Raw genomic sequence first — 16018 nt, 5'->3', positions numbered from 1 at the left:
GGCGGGAGTGATTTGAAGCTTGGACGTGCGACACCTACCTAAAAGTTCAGCGCCAATTCATTCCGGTATCTCCACCCCGACAATCCTCAGCCAAGGCCACCGCGCCTGATAACTGCGCGCCTTCTGCTCAAACAACGCCTGCTCCGGATGCAGTGGATTAATCCGCAAAATCCCCAGTTCCACATCCTCCAACCCATACGGCGCATACACCTGGCCCGTGGCAATCTCCAAGCCGATGCACGTACCGGCCACCAGATAACGGTCGACCCCGTCGCGCGCCGACTGCAACTGCGGGTAGGGCCGACCAAAGCGCTTGCCGTACCAAAGGTGCACCCGCGCCTGGTTCTTGACCTCGACATTCACGCCCAGGTCTTTGAACAGTTCATCCGCCGCACGAATTACCGCATCCTCCGCCTCGTAGGACAGGTCGGTATCGAAGTAAAAAACGTCGTAATCCTTCACGCCCTGATCAGCCGGCAGATTCGCCTGATGATTCCACACCGCCTGGAACAGGCAACCCGCCGTGAGCATGCACTGGTCCACGCCAAGCTCAGGCAGGCGCGCAGTGATTTCGGCGTTGACGGGGTTGGCCATGGCCAGTTCGAGCAGGGTTTCGACGGTCAATGCCATGGAGGCTCCTTCATCATCGGTACGGTCCTGGGGAGCAACGGTACAACATTGAGCGCTGGCGCCGCTTCTTCACGTCATCAAAATTCGCTAAGGTGCCGCGATGCCCTGCCCTCACCGAGACCGCCCGCCTTGGCTGACTCCCCAGCAAATCGACGCGAAAGCCCCTGGTCAGTGTTCCTGATTTTCCTGCGCCTGGGCCTTACCTCCTTTGGCGGCCCGATTGCGCACCTGGGTTATTTCCGGGACGCGTTCGTGACCCGGCGACGCTGGCTGAGCGAGCGCAGTTACGCGGATTTGGTCGCGCTCTGCCAATTCCTGCCCGGCCCCGCCAGCAGCCAGGTCGGCATCGCCCTCGGCCTGTCGCGCGCGGGGTACGGCGGCGCATTGGCGGCGTGGCTCGGGTTTACCCTGCCGTCCGCCGTTGTGCTGATCCTGTTGGCCTTGGGCATCACCCGGCACAGCACCGCCATCCCGCCCGGCGCGTTGCATGGCCTTAAAGTGGTGGCCGTCGCCGTGGTCGCCCAGGCCGTGTGGGGCATGGCGCGCAACCTGTGCACCGACGCCCCGCGCGTGGCCGTGATGCTGCTCGCCGCCTGCGTGGCCCTGCTGCAAACATCGGCGTGGGGCCAGGTCGGCGTGATCCTCATCGCGGGCATGGCCGGCCTGCTGCTGTTCAAGCCCACACCGCCCACCGCGCACGACGCCCTGCCCGTGACCATCAGCCGTCGCGCCGGGGCGCTATGGCTGTCGCTGTTTGTGCTGTTGCTGGCCAGCCTGCCGATCCTCGCCCAGTTGATGCCCAACCCAACCCTGGCCGTGACCGACGCCTTCTACCGCACCGGCGCGCTGGTATTCGGCGGCGGCCACGTGGTGCTGCCCTTGCTGCAAGCCGAAGTCGTGCCCCGCCACTGGGTGAGCAACGACGTGTTCCTCGCCGGCTACGGCGCCGTCCAAGCCATGCCCGGCCCGCTGTTCACCTTCGCCGCCTTCCTCGGCGCCTCGATGACCCAAGCGCCGAACGGCTGGCTCGGTGGCCTGCTCTGCCTGCTGGCGATCTTCGCACCGTCGTTTTTACTGGTGCTGGGCGCACTGCCCTTCTGGGAAAGCCTGCGCCGCAGCCCGCGCACCCAAGCCGCGCTGGCGGGCGTGAACGCGGCGGTGGTCGGCCTGTTGCTGGCGGCGCTGTACCAACCGGTGTGGACCAGCGCCATCTTCACCGCCCAGGACGTCGCCCTGGCGCTGATTGGCCTGGTGGCGCTGATGGTGTGGAAACTGCCACCGTGGCTGGTGGTTGTAGGAAGCGGCGCGGCGGGATGGTTATTAAGTCTTACGGTGTGAGCCGCGCAGCCACCGTGCCTTGCTCCCTTGCCTACGCTTGCGTCAGAATCCGCCGGCTTGTGCGCTGGGATGGCCGTCTCTAAGGTGGCTCGGTCGCTGAATCTCTCGGTGATCGGGTTTAGTAGCCCACGGTTTAACCTAACAAGTGCACAAGCTTCATCTGTCAGACGTGCCTGTCTGTGCTCGATGGTGGCTGTGCGTAGGGCGCCCTCGGGCGCGCCGGTTTTGTTAGGTTCCACCGGTCTACTAACCTGCGTACAGCTACCGCCTTATCGTTTAGTAGCGATCAGGTAGTGGCCCAAGCAAGGAACTTAACAATGGCTACAGATTCAACCGCTCTCTTCAGCGTCGCTCCCGACGCCAGCAACGAAACCCTCATCACCAACAGCTACGAAACCTTCGCCTCAGTCAGCATACTGCTGCTCGACTTGTCCGAAGACCTATGCGGCAAACACCGCGAAATCGCCCTCGCTATCCACCAACTGAGCGAGCTGGGCGTACTCCTCACGGCCAAATTGCTCGACCGCGAAGCGCCCTGCTCCGGTTAATGCCTAGCCCTTCAATTCACTAGAACGATTACTCGCCGCATCGTCATAGGCCACATACAACGACTCGGCGATTTGGCTCTTGATGGCTTTGGTGGATTCCAGACCAAGCACAAAGCCTTCAGCCTTGCCGCCAGCGCGGTTGAGTTCTTCATGGGTGGCGGCGCCAGTGATGGCGTCGAGGAGCTTGGCGGCGTGAGGGCCTACGCCTTTGGGGAGGGAGATTTGGTCGATGGACATTGCGATACCTTTAAAAGTTGAGTCGGTAGCGCGTGCAACCACTGCCGGGGGTGGCATGGTAGACCGGTTGGCTTAGAAAGGGGGGGCTTTCGACCAGAAGCGTATGCTCCCGAGAGCAACGGTTGCTAACGGGCCCAGAGTGTGTAAAAAACTCTGGGCCATTAGTTGTCACTCGACGCGACTCGATAACTCCCACCCGACGGTGCATCATCGCGCTCGCCACGTTCCCGTTGCGGTATAGAAGCCAACGGCGCAAAACCTGCCCGTTCGCAAAAACGAGCCTTTTGAAATGGACGTCATCTCATGTTCGAACGTAACAAACTGGTACCGGAGTTAATGGTCACCAACCTGGATAGCAGCTTGGCTTTTTGGGTTTCTCGTCTGGGCTTCAAAGTAGCTTATCAACGCCTGGAAGATGGATTTGCATACCTTGATTTGAAGGGTGCTCAAGTCATGCTTGAGCAGGTTGATTCGGGTGCGGGTCAATGGCTGACTGCGCCGTTGACCAAGCCGTTTGGAAGAGGCATCAACCTACAGATTGATGTTGAGGCTGTTGCACCCATTATCCAAAAACTTGATCAGGCTGGCTGTGCACTCTATCGAGAATGCAAAGACACTTGGTATCGGGCTGACAATGTAGAAGTAGGCCAGCGCGAATTCATCGTCCAGGATCCCGACGGTTATCTTGTAAGGTTGGTAGAGCGATTGGGTGAGCGACCGACTTGCTCAATCTGAACCTGAACCGACAGTCAGCTACGGGTCGTTTGCTACCCACAGCTACCAGCTAGCTCGCTCGAAAGCTGCCCTCCGGTAAGCGAGTAATCAAAACAGGTTCAAGTAACCCGAAAGTGATCCTGACCTTCACTGCATGCCTACCGTAATGATGCTCCCCGACCAACCCATCACAGCGCAATTTGCCCTGCTGGGCGCGATGTACCATCGCCATCAACGCCTACATGGGCCTGCACATGCGCCGCTGGTTCGCAGCGCCGAAAGCGATTAAACCTGTTGTAGCAAGGCATCTATGTACGGCGCATGAGCATCGCTACACTGCCCGTCCACACCTCACGAATGGATTCGAAATTGCGCCGGCTTGTCGTTTCTTTGGTTGCGTTGCTCCTGGGCTGTCTGGCCTATCTTTTAATCACGTTCGCTATCACCGTATGGCGCAGTCCGCACAGCGTCACGCTGCTGATGGGTGCGTTCTACGACGAAGGCCTGGTGGTCGATAAAAACCCGGTCAAGGCGGCAGAGTGGTATTTGCGCTCTGCTGAAAACGGCGAACCTGTCGCGGAGTATAAAACCGGTATTTTCACCTACTACGGGCGCGGCGTAGCGGTGAATCATTCCAAGGGCCTGGAGTGGATCACTCGGTCGGCCGAGCATGGAAACCCGGATGCCCAGTATTTCCTGGGGATTTCCAATATTGCAGGCCAGGATCAACCCAGGAGTTTCGTCCAGGCAGCCATGTGGTTTCAAAAAGCCGCCGAACAAGGACATGCCAAAGCGCAAGGAGACCTCGCGAGGCTTTACTACCGAGGTGATGGCGTTAAGGCGAGCGACCAGCAGGCGTTCGCATGGGCAAGCAAGGGCAGTGCTCAAGGGGATGCCGAGTCACTCATACAGTTGGCAACGCTTTACGCACAGGGCAGAGGCGCGCCGGTCGATCTTGAGCGATCGGTCAAGCTACTTGCTCAGGCAGCCGACAGCGGCAATGCCAAGGCTTACGAAATGATGGGCCTCGCGACGCTCAGTGGTAGCGGCACACCCAAGGATGTTCCCGCCGCAGTGCAGTGGTACACCCGTGCTGCCGAGCAAGGCCGGGCCGATGCGCAGTTCATTCTCGGCTACCTCTACAGCAAGGGTGATGAAATACCGGTCGACTACCCGACAGCAAACCGGTGGTTGCTCAAGGCTGCGGCGCAAGGGCACGCGTTTGCAACCGCTCTCCTCGCTGTGCAGATGGACACAGGTCGAGGTTTCGAACGTAACAAGCTCAAGGCATGCGGGCTTTTGCGCGTAGCCTTGAAGCGCAAGCTGCCGAAAAATGAAGAGGACATGCGCGCCCAGCTTGAGCACGAAGAAAAGGCCCTTTCGCCAGGCCAACTGGCCGAGGTTGCGGCGCTGGAAAACCTCTATTCAACTCCGGAAGGGCTCGAACAACTGTTGGCAGATATAACGAGCGTGCAGTAAGCAAACCAACACCAAACCAAGCCTTCAAACCGCTGCGCTATGGGCCAAGAAGCATGCGACAGCAGCAGCGAACTGACCAAGGCAAACGCTCCCCCTTGTGGCGAGGGAGCTTGCTCCCGTGGGGCTGCGCAGCAGCCCCCAACCATTCGCAGCACAGATGAACAACAGAGCCTGGCCACCCTGTTCCACTGCCTGTGCTTTCTCAGAATCCGTCGAATTATCCAGACAAGGTGCACATTCGCCCCTAAGCGGGTGCTCCAATTACGGCATGGAAATCCTGTATTCGGCGAGCTTGGCCTTGTTCTCCTGCTCCAGGTACTTCTTGTCGACGATCTGCGAGAACTTCATGAAGTCGGCCTTGGCGTCTTCCCTGTTGCCCAAATGGTCGTACGCGATCCCGCGCGCATAATAGGCCCAGGCGTAGTCCGGCTGGCGCTGAAGGCCGGTACTGAATGCTTCGGCGGCCTCCCGGTACTGACCCAGGTCTGTCAGTGCGAGGCCCAGATGATAGTAGGTCGGCATATTGAAGCCGGCCCCCTTTCCTGCTTCTCCCATTCCGTTGTCAAGGTTGAACTGCACGAGCTCAAGGGCTTTTTTCGGGTTACCAGCGGCGCGATACATGGCGCTCAAGTCCAGGTAGGCGCGCGGCTCAGGCTTGACCACCAGTTGCATGGATTTCTCCTTGGCGGCCAAGGCTTCGGGAAAGCGCTTGAGGTTGAGGTAGGCGTCGGCCTGCACCGCATAAATCAAACTATGCAGCGAGGCAGGCAGCGTAGCTTTCTGCAGGCATAGATCACCTTCCTGCAGCACCAAGGGGTAGTTTTCGGCTTTGGACGCCTTTAACTGATTAGCGCAGTGGGCAAGGTTGGCTTTTTGCGGGTTCTGCATCCCTGCACAACCGGTGAGGAGGGCGGAGCAGGCAATCAGTGCGAGCCAGCGAGTATTCATGATCAGCATCCTTGTCAGTCGAGCAGATGAGCGTTGAGGTCAGGGCGATAGACCTGCAGGAGCGGCGCGGTCACGGTGCCTTGCAGCGAGCAGAACACGGTGGTGTGTCCCACGAGCGACGGTGACGTGTCGCCCGCGTCGACCATCAGCACGCGGTCTACGAAACCAAACGGCGTGGCGACACCAGGACCGGTCAGCCCTTCGGTGCGCCATTGGCCGATCGGGTCACCGACACGGCGGATTTCGGCGCGGGTAATGGCTTTGCCCTGACTGACAAAACGTGCGTTATCAACGATCAGCGGCTTGAGCTTTGCGGCCACCTCTTGCGGCGAGCCATCGGTTACAAACCCCCAGAACAGAAAATTGCCGACGTCCTTGATGGTTTGGGCCTGGTTGTAATAGCCGACCATACGCACGCCGTTAACGATCAGGGGCGTTTCGAAGTGTTGGTAAGTGCCACCTTCCTGCAGCGGACTCATGATGGTCGGTGCCTTGACCGAGCCGTAGTCGCTCAGGCGCAAGGTACCTGCTGGCAAGCGCGCATCGCGCAGGCTCTCGAAGAAATGCGCATCGCAACGAGAGAACTCGGTCAGCAGCTGTTCGGGCGTGGTGACGGTACGGGCTTGGGCAGTGCAGGCGACGGCGAGCAATGCAACGCCGGAAAAAAGAGAGCGGAACATTAAAATCATCCGTGAAGTGGGAACAAAAGCTGTCGGCGGGTGAGTGGGAAACTTTAGCAATACGGGCGTGCGTTGAAAATATCCGTGTGCCGCTGGTCCCGCCCCCCTGACTACTGCCACCCGCTTGCGCACACTGCTAACCTGCGACCTTTATGCCTGCAAAAGGAAGGTTTACATCGCCATGGAGATTCAGGAAATCAAGCACCACCTGGCCCGCCCTGCCGTGAAGTTTGTGGCTTGCGGCTCCAGTTGCTCTTCAGCGCCGGTAAGCTTCGTGCCAAAGGCGGGTGCGGATTCCGGATTTTGTACAAATTGGGGCGACAAGCTCCAAGGCAGCCTTGCCTTCAACTATGCACCGGCAAGGCCAACCCAAACAGTACAAAAAAACCACCGCAGACTTTATTGAATCGGCGCCCGGTGCGGGCCAGCCAGGGCCGGATGCGGTTGGCTGCGCTGGCCACCAGGTACTCAACGACGAATTCCACCACGGCGTAGGTCAGCGCGATGGCAGCCGTCTGCGCGATGATGCTTCTATGCGGGTCCAGAAACGGTGGGATAAACGCGGTGAACAGCAGCAGTGCCTTGGGGTTTGAAATCGCCGAGACCAGCCCTTGGCGGAACAGCGACCAGCGCCGCAAGCTGATTGTGCCGCTGGCCTCAAGGCTGACGGGGGGCGCGCGCCACAGGCCGAAACCGAGCCAGATCAGGTAGAGCCCGCCGGCCACCTTCAAGGCGGTGAACCCACTGGCCGATGCCTGGATCAGTGCCCCCAGGCCCAGCGCGCACAGCGTCAGCACCAGGGCAAAACCGAGCACGCCGCCGCTGATGGTGAACAGCGTCCGGCGACTGCCGTGCAGGGCCCCATGGGTCAGCACCAGTAATGCATTGGGCCCTGGTACCACGGCGATGCCGAAGCACGTCATCAGGTAGAGCAACCAGGTATCAAAGGGCATGATCCACTCCAGCAGGTGGGTATTGAGGCCAGTATCTTGCGAGTGAAGAAAAGTCCTGAAAAGCGCATTATTCACGTTGCAGCCATTCGATTAACGAATAAAGGAAACCGCCATGCCCTCCAGCGATTTGCAGATCGATTGGCTCAAGTGCTTCGTGGCGGTGGTAGATGCCGGTTCGCTGTCGGCTGCGGCCCATGAGGTCAATCGCTCGCAGTCCGCCGTCAGCATGCAGATGAAGAAGCTCGAAGCCGCCCTTGGACGCCCGCTGTTGAGCCGTGGCCCAAGGCATCTGCAACTCACCGATGACGGCCAGACGCTGCTCGGCTATGCCCGTCGCATGCTCGCACTGCACGCGGAAACCCAGGCGGCCTTTAACGGGGAAGCGATCACCGGGCGAATCCGCCTGGGCGTCGCGGAGGACTATGCGGCGAAATACCTCACGCCGCTGCTGAAGCGTTTTTCACCGCGCTACGCCGGTGTGGAAATAGAACTGACCTGCGAGCAGTCAACCACGCTGATCCCGCGTGTGCGCAGCGGCGATCTTGATCTTGCGCTGGTGTCCAGGGACTCGCCCCACAGCGGCACCTTTCTGTTCAAGGAACCCATGGTCTGGGTGGGCTCGCCCCAGTTCGAACTGTGGCGGCGCGACCCGCTGCCTATCGCCGTCTACGAAAGTGAAAGCCTGGCGCGGCGTTATGCGGTGCATTCACTGGCCCAGCAAGGGCGACAATTCAAGGTGGTCTACAACAGTTCCAGCCTCGCCGGCCAGGTGGCCGCGGTGGAAGGTGGGCTGGCGATTGCCGCGATCACGCAGTGCACCGTGCAGCCATCACTGCAGGTGTTGAGCAGCGAGCATGGCTTGGGAAGCATTGCGCCCATGGAGGTTTCGATTCTGCGTAGCCGAGCTTCTCGGGGGGCCAAGGCGGTTAATAGCCTGCATGCGTTTATCATCAATGCGCTAAGAGTTCAGGTGTAGCTGGTTTAATACACACGCTGAACACCCACCTGGAGCCCTTTATGCCAACCACCCCACGCGACAACGCCCGGCTTGAACGTCGCCTCATCGCCGCCCTCACCGACGCCTGCGAAACCGCCAAAGCCGAAATCCCCGGCTTCGACTGGCTGACCCACACCGTCGACTACAGCGTCTTCCCCCAAAGCCTGCGGGTGATCTGGGTGTTCGACAGCCGCGCCAACAAGGAGCACGCCCTCTCGACAGGGGCAGACACACGCATGCGTGAGCTGACCGCCGCCGCGCTCAACGACGCCGATGTACACGTCGCGCCCATGGAGCGCTGCGTACACTTCGACTCCGACGAAGAATGCCGCCTGCGCCATGACGGCGATTGGCGCGTGCGCCTGGCCAAGTTGCATACGGCCAAGGTGTAAGTGCGCATCGTCACTCGTTGGGTTCATGGATAAAACTGTGGTATCGATGCACGTAGTCCAACACACCCAGGCCCCACCATGACCCTCTCCGCCCAGTTCCCCCCCTGGACCGCCCTGCTCGGCGGCGCCCTGATCGGCTTGTCCGCAGGCCTGTTCATCCTGCTCAACGGCCGCATCGCCGGGATCAGCGGCCTGCTCGGCAGCCTGCTCTCCAGGCGCGGCGAAGGACGTGGGGAGAAACTGCTGTTTGTGCTCGGGCTGCTGGTCTCGCCCTGGATCTGGTCGTTGTTTGCCAAGCTGCCTGAGTCATCGTTCCAGGCCGGTGGCTACGCGCTGGTGCTGGCCGGGTTATTGGTCGGCATCGGCACGCGCTATGGCGCCGGTTGTACCAGTGGGCATGGCATCTGCGGGCTTTCGCGGTGGTCGCTGCGCTCGCTGGTAGCGGTCGGTTGTTTCATGGGCAGCGGGTTTGCCGGTGTCTACTTCATCCGCCACGGGCTGGGAGCCTGAGCATGCGCAAATTCATGGCATTGATGGCCGGTCTGATCTTCGGCCTGGGACTGCACCTCAGCGGCATGACCAACCCGGAGAAAGTGCTCGCGTTCCTCGATCTCGCCGGCGATTGGGACCCTTCATTGGCCCTGGTCATGCTCGGCGCCCTGGTGGTGAGCAGCGTGCCCTTTTACGTCGTAAGGCATCGTCAGGTTTCGCTGCTGGGCGCACCGATCCAGATGCCGACGCAACGCACCCTCGACCGCCGCCTCGTGCTGGGCAGCCTGGTGTTCGGCATGGGGTGGGCGATTGCGGGGTTGTGCCCCGGACCGGCAGTGGCATTGCTGTTGACGGGGCAATGGCAGGTGCTGGTGTTCACGCTGGCGATGGTGACGGGCATGCTGGTTTTTGCGGGGATTGAATCGCGCAGGCGGGGTTGAACCGCCTGCACGGCTTCATTTTTACCCCACACAGTAGGTCAGGCCTGCGTACTGAACCGCTGCACTCCACGCCGCTCAAACATCGCCGCTTCCGTCTGTTGCGTCGCCAGTTCGCCTTTGGAGGCCAGTTGATTAATAAAAATCCGATCCCTGGACCCTTTGAAGTCAGACGGGTCGAAGTCTCTTAAGAGCGGCGCCAGATCAATGGTCTTGGCGAAGTTTTCGTTAGTCAGGCTGTAAAACCCCAGGCCAGACCAGACGGAATCGGCGTCCACCGTGTCGATGGCGGCATTGCGGTAGGCAATGGCTGCGGTTTTCAGGCCCAGGGATCGGTTGAGCAAATCCGTCAGCCGCTGGGTATCCGAGCTGCTGAGCTGGCTGGCCGAATCCAGCACTTTCAGGCGGCCATCGGCTTCGACGGTGAAGCCGTATTTTTTGCCGGCCAAGTCGGGAGCGGTGGTCGACAGCGCTGACTCGAATGCCTTGAAGGATGCCTTCAGCGTATTGAGCGCGCCGGTGGAAATTTCGACGAGCCGAGGGTGGTCTGGCGACTGGGTCCGACCGACCCAGACGTCGACCACCTCCGGCGGTTCCACCGTGGTGCTTGCTGATCCACTGGGATGGTAGACGGCCGCCGGGGCGGCGTTTGCCAACACTTCCTTCGCGGCATCTGTCAGAGGCTGGGCCACGAGATTCTGGTCGGAAGGTGTAAGGCTGGTGTTGGCCGGCGGGAGATAGGCAGCGCTGACGGAAAGAGCCATTTAATCGGTCCATGATTGGCGGGTTCATACAGGTTATCGACGGAAATCGGCCGAGCTTTAGACGACCAACCTGCAGGATCGTACAAGCCAGGCGCTCCGCGGTCTCGATAGTCTGGCCGTCTTACCTACCAGAGGATGGATCATGGCTACGTCACAGCACTCGGCACAACCGGTAAACCTCGCGCAAAAGGCATCGCTCATCGACGCGCAGTGGAGCCCCAGGGTCGTCGCCGAAATGAACGACTACCAGTTCAAGGTGGTGCGCATCGAAGGGGAGTTCATCTGGCACTCGCACCCGGAAACCGACGAAGCGTTCCTGGTGCTCGAAGGGACGCTGCGTATCGATCTACCGGAAGGCCCGGTGTATGTGGCGGCGGGCGAGCTGTATGTGGTCCCGCGTGGCGTTGAACATCGGACCGCCGCCGAAGGTGAGGCGAAGCTGATGATGATTGAGCCTCGGGGCATTTTGAATACCGGCCATGAAGGCGGTGAACGTACGGCCATGAATGATCTGTGGATCTGAAAAGTGGCGCGGGTGAACCCATAGCCTTACAGCGTGAGGCTTTTGTAGTGAGCGGGCTTGCCCCGCGCTGGGCTATTAAAGGCGCTGGGATTCTCCTGTCAGAACTCCGTGTCTGGTTTGGGGCCGCTTCGCAGCCCGGCGCGGGCGGTGCGACGATTCGACAAGCCCGCTCACCACAGAGATCGGTGGCAGCCGTCAAAGGTGTGTAGATACTCTCCGTCATTGAACCGAGCCTTTAGCGGGTAATTTCTGGATAATGCCCAGCTCCCGCTCCCGATACGGACATCCCCTCGATGAAGTTGCCCACCGCCGCCCTCCTCCTCGCCTCTGCGCTGCTGCCTTCCATCGCCCACGCCGACGACGCCGCGCTGACCGACACGCTCAAGGCCTTCACCCGCTGCGACGCGACGTTCTTCAGCCGCCTGAACAACCACCGCGACGCCTGGCAGCCCTACGCACCGCTCAAGCAGGACAAAGACTTCGCGTGGATCGCGGTAGTCAACCGCGCGGACCGCAAGGCCAACGCGGTGCCGGTCAGCACGCCGCCCATCGCCGGCTTGAAGCTGTTGTCGTACGCCGACGAGGCCACCGACCTCGGCAACCTGGGGCTCTACTATTACTGGGGCTTTGTTGTGCAAGGCACTATCGACGAGGTTGCCCAACGCCTTGCCCCGCTGCTCGACCAACCTGCTCGCCTGCAAAAGGGCGACGGCGCCTACATCCGCAGCGAGCTCAAGGTCGGCGACCGCTGGCAGGCCATCAAGCCACGGCCCGGCGTCGCGCCGGGCACACGCGAAGTCGAGCGCGTGCTGCTGGTAGAACCGGAGGGCAGCGACGGCACGCAATCGCGCATCAGTTGTTCGTTGCAGGGCGGTGTCGATGCGGCGCTGCTGGCCTGGTCGCGTCCGGACATCCAACCGGTTGACTACCCGCGCACCATCGTAGAACCAAGCATCAACGACGTCGCCGTCCCCGCCAGCGTGCTCCAGCGCCTCGACTCGGCCCTGCTGCAGCCGAAGTTCAAGACGTTGAGCTACACGTACCTGTCGAAAAAAAGCGATGGCAGCAACGACAGCCCCACCTCGGTGACCTTCACGGCGGTGGGTGGCTTGCTGAACAAGAACGAGATCTACAGCGACACCTTCCATGTCGAGCGCCTGGTGCAGGCGGACCTGATCCAGTTGAAGTCGAAGATGAACGGCGTGGGCGACGGCCAGGTGCTGCTGACCCGCGAAGCCGAGCTGAGTATTCCGAGCAGTTGGACGCCTGGCCAGACGCTGAGCGCCAACCTGCACATGGCGAACGTGCCCGGCAAACCGACCGATACCCCGCTCGAGACCTCCGTGAGCTGCAAGGTCGGCCAGCGCTTCCCGGCCCGACAGGTGTTTGCCTCGTTGACCGGCGACGCCATCAAGCTGGAGTGCGAGCAAGGCGACTACAAGACCTCGCGCGCGTTTATCGAAGACCTGGGCATTGCCGTGACGCTGGCAACGACCTCGAGCAAAATGCGCTCGGCGTATGAATACACGGCGTTCGAGGTGGTGCGTTGATCGAAGGGGCGTTTGCCAAGCAAACATCCCGCTGATTCAGGGCACTCTACGTTGTCGCAGCAGTCTGTTCCTACACACCCCATGCCCCGCGGAGTTCCCATGATCATTGTCCATCACCTCAACAACTCACGTTCGCAGCGCATTTTGTGGCTGCTGGAAGAGCTTGGCCTGCCGTACGAGATCAAGCGCTACCAGCGCGACCCGAAAACCAACCTTGCGCCGCCGGAGCTCAAGGCGATCAATGCGCTGGGTAAATCCCCGGTGATCGAAGACGGCGCCAACGTGGTGATCGAGTCCGGCGCCATCGTCGATTACCTGATCCGCCGCCATGGCGACGGTCGCCTGCAGCCGGACCCGGCCACGGCCGCCTACGACCAGTACGTGCAATGGCTGCACTTCGCCGAAGGCTCGGCCATGCTGCCGCTGATGCTTAACCTGTACGTCGGGCGCCTGGGCGATGCCGGTGCACCGCTGCATCCGCGTATCGAATCGGAAGTGACCAATTACCTCGGTTACCTCAACGAGGCGCTGGCACATACGCCGTATCTGCTGGGGGATGACGTGAGCGGCGCGGACATCCAGATGAGCTTTATCGGCGAAATCGCCAAGGCCCAGGGCAAGCTGGCGGCGTACCCGCACCTGGCGGCGTGGGTACAGCGGTTCCAGGCTCGCCCGGCTTACCGCCAGGCGCTGGAACAGGGTGGGGAGTATGCGTTTGCCAAGTGAGTAGCTTGCCCTCGACCGCGTGACAGAGGCTAAGGCGCCGCCATCTGCCACAGCGAAGCGCCCACGCCGGTGATGCTCTCCCCCGCAATCAACCCCGCCGCTGCGGTAATCGCAAACCGCTCGGTGAGGCTCGGCCAGCGGCAGCTCACCAGCCAGGTGAGCACCGCACCCAGGGCCATCATCAGCGACACCGAAGCTGGCAGCACAAACGCCAGCCCCAACGCGGCGGCACTGGGCAAGTAGCGGGCGCGATGGGCGGGCAACAGGCTGTCGAGCACGCCCAGCAACACCCCGGCCAGCCCTGCGATACCGATCGCCCAGCGAATGCTCGCCGACAATGAATCCAGCCCATGGGTAAGGGTTTGCGCCACGGCTTTCCAGGTTGCGACCGCCGGCGCCGGCCATTCCTCGGTGAGCAGCATCGATTGTGGGTCAGGAATCAGCGCCAGGTACGCGAACACCCCGACGATGCTGCCAATGAAAATCCCCAGGATCTGCGCGATCACTTGCTTGTGCGGCGTGGCACCAATGGCCTTGCCGACCTTGAAGTCGTTCATCAGGTCGGTGCACTGCCCCGCCGAGCCGCCGGCGGTGTTGGCGCTCATCAGGTTGATCGGCACTTGCCCCGGCGCGACGATGCCGAAGCTCAGCTGGGACAACTGCCCGATGGCGCCAATCGGCGGAATACCGGTGGCGCCCACCACGCGGGCGGCGACGGCGGCCAGGCAGATCGCCAGGGGAATGGTCAGCAACGCCATCCACAGGTTGATGCCGAACAACAGCGCCTGCAGGCTCACCACCAATACGATCGACAGCACAAAACCAGCGGCCGGCCCGGGTTTGGGTACGCTCCAGGCTTGCCCGCCGGCGGACTTGGTCGAGGTGTATAACGCCCACAGACGAATCGTCAGCGACGCCAAGGTTGAGCACACCATCAGGCTCACTCCCGGCCACAGCAACCACTCCACCAACGCCGCAAATTGCGGGCCGCTGCTGCCGGCCGGCAAGGTCACCAGGCCTTGCGCCAGCAACCACGGGCCCAGGCCGCCCCAGGCGAGCAAGGCGCCGAGCAGCAGGGTCAGGCCGACGCGAATGCCGATAATGCCGCCAAACCCCAGCAGCAACAGCGAGGGGTCGGCGGTGAAGGTCAGGCGCTCCAGCTGGGCGGATGGCGACCAACGCGGGAAGGCCCACACAAAGGTGTCCACCCACTTCACCAGCCCGGACAGCAACGCCGCGCTGAGCAGCACCTTCAAACGCGTCGCCGCTTCGCGCCCATGGTTGTAGATATGCAGCAGGGTTTCCAGGGTGGCCATGCCTTCGGGAAATTTCAGCGCCTTGTCATTGAGCAACGAAGGCCGCAGGTACCAGGCGATCCAAATGCCCAGGAAACTCACCGAGAACACCCAGGCGATCATCGGCAGCGCGTCCAACTGGTTGCCGGTCAGCAGGGTATAGGCCGGGATCGGCGCCACCAGCCCACCGGAAATGATCGAAGCAGCGGCCGAGGCGACGGTCTGGTTGATATTGCTTTCATGCAGCGTCCACGGCAGCTGCTCCGAAGACTGCTTCGCCAGGCCCTGCCAGATCGCATACCCCACCAGCAGGGCAATGATCGACATGTTGAACGACCAGCCGATCTTCAACCCGGCGTACACGTTCGAAGGGGTCAGCAGGATACCGAGCAACGTGCCGGTGATGACCGCGCGCAGGCTCAGTTCGCGTTCGACGGGGGGATGAAGGGGGACCGTTGATGAGGTGGCATGCATGCGGATTCCTTTCGGCTGGGGAACAGGGCGACATAACAAGTGAGCCCCTCAAGGCCTGAAGGTTCCTGTGCGGCAAGCGGGCGCCTTTTTGTGATGAGCGGGCTTCAACCACTACACCATCAATTACTCAATCAGAGCCATGCAGCATCCCATAACGAATAATCCCCTACCTGCGCCACCAACCCGGCCCGCAAGGGGTTGGCAATGATGTAGCGAGCCATCTTGCGAACATCATCCTCCGCACGGACAGCCCTATCGTGATAACCGGGTTGCCAGACACGCTCCTTGCTTTGACGACGCCGGTTGATGGTCAGCGTGCTACGCGACTTCATACGCCGCACCACGTCGGGCAACGTCTTCTGCTTCAGCTCAAACAACCAGTGAATGTGGTCAGGCATGATGACCCAGGCCAGAGAGTCGACCAATCCCAGCTCATGAACCTGCCGGAATTCGGCCACCAACAGACGCCCCAGATAAAGGTCGGTGAATAGGCGCTGACGGTGATGCACGACAACGGTAATGAGGTAACTGCGTCCGTATTCAGAGTAACGACCGTGACGCAGGCGATGGGATTGGGGTGTGGGGCGCATTCCGATGCTCCTGGGGACCGTCCTGAAGAGCATTAACACTAGCGCGCCGTAGCTGGCGAGCCAGTGTCATCGGGTGACTGAATGTATCCAGCCCGGAGTGACCTGGCTTTTGTGGTGAGCGGGCTTGCCCCGCGCCGGGCGGCGAAGCGGCCCCAAAATCTATCATCCGGGTTCACCTGGAAAAACGCGGTGTTCTTGATGGGGCCGCTTCGCGGCCCAGCGCGGGGCAAGCCCGCTCACCACAAAGAGCT

19 protein-coding genes are annotated in these 16018 nt (G+C 61.2%); 11 read left to right on the top strand and 8 right to left on the bottom strand.

The genetic code is table 11. The annotated features are described in order from the left end of the window. Positions 1-57: 57 nt before the first annotated feature. Complete coding sequence (locus tag V3W40_RS30320) at positions 58-630, bottom strand: nucleotidyltransferase family protein (RefSeq protein ID WP_330216251.1); 573 nt, start codon at positions 628-630, stop codon at positions 58-60. A 129-nt stretch (positions 631-759) separates the two neighbouring features. Here V3W40_RS30320 and chrA point away from each other — a divergent pair, with 129 nt between their 5' ends. Then, a complete protein-coding gene (gene chrA, locus V3W40_RS30315) occupies positions 760-1968 on the top strand; it encodes a chromate efflux transporter (RefSeq protein WP_330216250.1) in 1209 nt (402 codons plus the stop codon). Positions 1969-2285: 317 nt separating this feature from the next. After that, complete coding sequence (locus V3W40_RS30310) at positions 2286-2516, top strand: DUF6124 family protein (protein ID WP_065925069.1); 231 nt, start codon at positions 2286-2288, stop codon at positions 2514-2516. A gap of 3 nt (positions 2517-2519) precedes the next feature. On the opposite strand, the gene V3W40_RS30305 is transcribed toward V3W40_RS30310, so the two are convergent. Further along, entirely contained in the window at positions 2520-2753 is a 234-nt protein-coding gene (locus V3W40_RS30305) for a hypothetical protein (RefSeq protein WP_027604039.1), read from the bottom strand. 303 nt (positions 2754-3056) lie between these two features. Between V3W40_RS30305 and V3W40_RS30300 the strand changes: the two genes are divergently transcribed. After that, positions 3057-3488 carry a bleomycin resistance protein gene (locus tag V3W40_RS30300; protein ID WP_330216249.1) on the top strand — a complete coding sequence of 144 codons (432 nt, stop codon included), beginning with the start codon at positions 3057-3059 and terminating at the stop codon, positions 3486-3488. A gap of 300 nt (positions 3489-3788) precedes the next feature. After that, positions 3789-4946: a tetratricopeptide repeat protein gene (locus tag V3W40_RS30295; protein ID WP_330216248.1), complete on the top strand. Its 1158-nt coding sequence runs from the start codon at positions 3789-3791 to the stop codon at positions 4944-4946. A gap of 261 nt (positions 4947-5207) precedes the next feature. Here V3W40_RS30295 and V3W40_RS30290 read toward each other — a convergent pair whose 3' ends face one another. The 3 genes from V3W40_RS30290 to V3W40_RS30280 form a co-directional block, all read right to left on the bottom strand. Continuing rightward, positions 5208-5894 carry a tetratricopeptide repeat protein gene (locus V3W40_RS30290; protein WP_174562739.1) on the bottom strand — a complete coding sequence of 229 codons (687 nt, stop codon included), beginning with the start codon at positions 5892-5894 and terminating at the stop codon, positions 5208-5210. A gap of 14 nt (positions 5895-5908) precedes the next feature. Next, a complete protein-coding gene (locus tag V3W40_RS30285) occupies positions 5909-6574 on the bottom strand; it encodes a hypothetical protein (protein ID WP_083221118.1) in 666 nt (221 codons plus the stop codon). A 344-nt stretch (positions 6575-6918) separates the two neighbouring features. After that, positions 6919-7527: a LysE family translocator gene (locus V3W40_RS30280; RefSeq protein ID WP_065925066.1), complete on the bottom strand. Its 609-nt coding sequence runs from the start codon at positions 7525-7527 to the stop codon at positions 6919-6921. A 112-nt stretch (positions 7528-7639) separates the two neighbouring features. On the opposite strand from V3W40_RS30280, the gene V3W40_RS30275 reads away from it, so the two are divergent. The 4 genes from V3W40_RS30275 (at position 7640) to V3W40_RS30260 (ending at position 9848) form a co-directional block, all read left to right on the top strand. Then, the gene (locus tag V3W40_RS30275) at positions 7640-8503 is read left to right on the top strand and encodes a LysR family transcriptional regulator (RefSeq protein WP_065925065.1); all 864 of its coding nucleotides are present in this window, start codon (positions 7640-7642) and stop codon (positions 8501-8503) included. 41 nt (positions 8504-8544) lie between these two features. Then, positions 8545-8916 (top strand): hypothetical protein, encoded by a 372-nt coding sequence (locus tag V3W40_RS30270; RefSeq protein ID WP_330216247.1) that lies wholly within the window; start codon positions 8545-8547, stop codon positions 8914-8916. A gap of 78 nt (positions 8917-8994) precedes the next feature. Next, entirely contained in the window at positions 8995-9426 is a 432-nt protein-coding gene (locus V3W40_RS30265) for a YeeE/YedE family protein (RefSeq protein ID WP_330216246.1), read from the top strand. A 2-nt stretch (positions 9427-9428) separates the two neighbouring features. Continuing rightward, positions 9429-9848 carry a DUF6691 family protein gene (locus V3W40_RS30260; RefSeq protein WP_065925062.1) on the top strand — a complete coding sequence of 140 codons (420 nt, stop codon included), beginning with the start codon at positions 9429-9431 and terminating at the stop codon, positions 9846-9848. 38 nt (positions 9849-9886) lie between these two features. Here the strand turns inward: V3W40_RS30260 and V3W40_RS30255 are convergent, their stop codons facing one another. Next, entirely contained in the window at positions 9887-10609 is a 723-nt protein-coding gene (locus tag V3W40_RS30255) for a hypothetical protein (RefSeq protein ID WP_330216245.1), read from the bottom strand. Between the two features lie 142 nt (positions 10610-10751). Between V3W40_RS30255 and V3W40_RS30250 the strand changes: the two genes are divergently transcribed. From V3W40_RS30250 to V3W40_RS30240, 3 genes are all read left to right on the top strand, one after another. Continuing rightward, complete coding sequence (locus V3W40_RS30250) at positions 10752-11132, top strand: cupin domain-containing protein (RefSeq protein ID WP_065925060.1); 381 nt, start codon at positions 10752-10754, stop codon at positions 11130-11132. A gap of 293 nt (positions 11133-11425) precedes the next feature. After that, positions 11426-12682: a hypothetical protein gene (locus V3W40_RS30245; protein WP_330216244.1), complete on the top strand. Its 1257-nt coding sequence runs from the start codon at positions 11426-11428 to the stop codon at positions 12680-12682. 99 nt (positions 12683-12781) lie between these two features. After that, positions 12782-13408, top strand: coding sequence for a glutathione S-transferase family protein (locus V3W40_RS30240; RefSeq protein WP_137212889.1), 627 nt, complete (start codon positions 12782-12784; stop codon positions 13406-13408). Positions 13409-13437: 29 nt separating this feature from the next. On the opposite strand, the gene V3W40_RS30235 is transcribed toward V3W40_RS30240, so the two are convergent. Then, positions 13438-15177: an OPT family oligopeptide transporter gene (locus V3W40_RS30235; protein ID WP_330216243.1), complete on the bottom strand. Its 1740-nt coding sequence runs from the start codon at positions 15175-15177 to the stop codon at positions 13438-13440. A 131-nt stretch (positions 15178-15308) separates the two neighbouring features. Beyond that, the gene (locus tag V3W40_RS30230) at positions 15309-15767 is read right to left on the bottom strand and encodes an REP-associated tyrosine transposase (RefSeq protein ID WP_065940404.1); all 459 of its coding nucleotides are present in this window, start codon (positions 15765-15767) and stop codon (positions 15309-15311) included. Positions 15768-16018: the final 251 nt, after the last annotated feature.

The organism is Pseudomonas sp. AM8 (assembly GCF_036346475.1).
GTDB classification, from domain to species: Bacteria; Pseudomonadota; Gammaproteobacteria; order Pseudomonadales; family Pseudomonadaceae; genus Aquipseudomonas; species Aquipseudomonas marginalis.
The sequence above is the reverse complement of the archived record's forward strand: the minus strand, read 5'-3'. Positions and strand labels throughout refer to the sequence as shown.

Bases quoted from the DNA above. Each gene is read 5' to 3' on its own strand.
- V3W40_RS30255 (WP_330216245.1), bottom strand. From the start codon at position 10,609: ATGGCTCTTTCCGTCAGCGCTGCCTATCTCCCGCCGGCCAACACCAGC.
- V3W40_RS30295 (WP_330216248.1), top strand. From the start codon at position 3,789: ATGAGCATCGCTACACTGCCCGTCCACACCTCACGAATGGATTCGAAA.
- V3W40_RS30260 (WP_065925062.1), top strand. From the start codon at position 9,429: ATGCGCAAATTCATGGCATTGATGGCCGGTCTGATCTTCGGCCTGGGA.
- V3W40_RS30270 (WP_330216247.1), top strand. From the start codon at position 8,545: ATGCCAACCACCCCACGCGACAACGCCCGGCTTGAACGTCGCCTCATC.
- V3W40_RS30310 (WP_065925069.1), top strand. From the start codon at position 2,286: ATGGCTACAGATTCAACCGCTCTCTTCAGCGTCGCTCCCGACGCCAGC.
- V3W40_RS30290 (WP_174562739.1), bottom strand. From the start codon at position 5,894: ATGAATACTCGCTGGCTCGCACTGATTGCCTGCTCCGCCCTCCTCACC.
- V3W40_RS30320 (WP_330216251.1), bottom strand. From the start codon at position 630: ATGGCATTGACCGTCGAAACCCTGCTCGAACTGGCCATGGCCAACCCC.
- V3W40_RS30305 (WP_027604039.1), bottom strand. From the start codon at position 2,753: ATGTCCATCGACCAAATCTCCCTCCCCAAAGGCGTAGGCCCTCACGCC.
- V3W40_RS30300 (WP_330216249.1), top strand. From the start codon at position 3,057: ATGTTCGAACGTAACAAACTGGTACCGGAGTTAATGGTCACCAACCTG.
- V3W40_RS30250 (WP_065925060.1), top strand. From the start codon at position 10,752: ATGGCTACGTCACAGCACTCGGCACAACCGGTAAACCTCGCGCAAAAG.
- V3W40_RS30245 (WP_330216244.1), top strand. From the start codon at position 11,426: ATGAAGTTGCCCACCGCCGCCCTCCTCCTCGCCTCTGCGCTGCTGCCT.
- V3W40_RS30265 (WP_330216246.1), top strand. From the start codon at position 8,995: ATGACCCTCTCCGCCCAGTTCCCCCCCTGGACCGCCCTGCTCGGCGGC.
- V3W40_RS30240 (WP_137212889.1), top strand. From the start codon at position 12,782: ATGATCATTGTCCATCACCTCAACAACTCACGTTCGCAGCGCATTTTG.
- V3W40_RS30275 (WP_065925065.1), top strand. From the start codon at position 7,640: ATGCCCTCCAGCGATTTGCAGATCGATTGGCTCAAGTGCTTCGTGGCG.
- V3W40_RS30280 (WP_065925066.1), bottom strand. From the start codon at position 7,527: ATGCCCTTTGATACCTGGTTGCTCTACCTGATGACGTGCTTCGGCATC.
- V3W40_RS30230 (WP_065940404.1), bottom strand. From the start codon at position 15,767: ATGCGCCCCACACCCCAATCCCATCGCCTGCGTCACGGTCGTTACTCT.
- V3W40_RS30285 (WP_083221118.1), bottom strand. From the start codon at position 6,574: ATGTTCCGCTCTCTTTTTTCCGGCGTTGCATTGCTCGCCGTCGCCTGC.
- V3W40_RS30235 (WP_330216243.1), bottom strand. From the start codon at position 15,177: ATGCATGCCACCTCATCAACGGTCCCCCTTCATCCCCCCGTCGAACGC.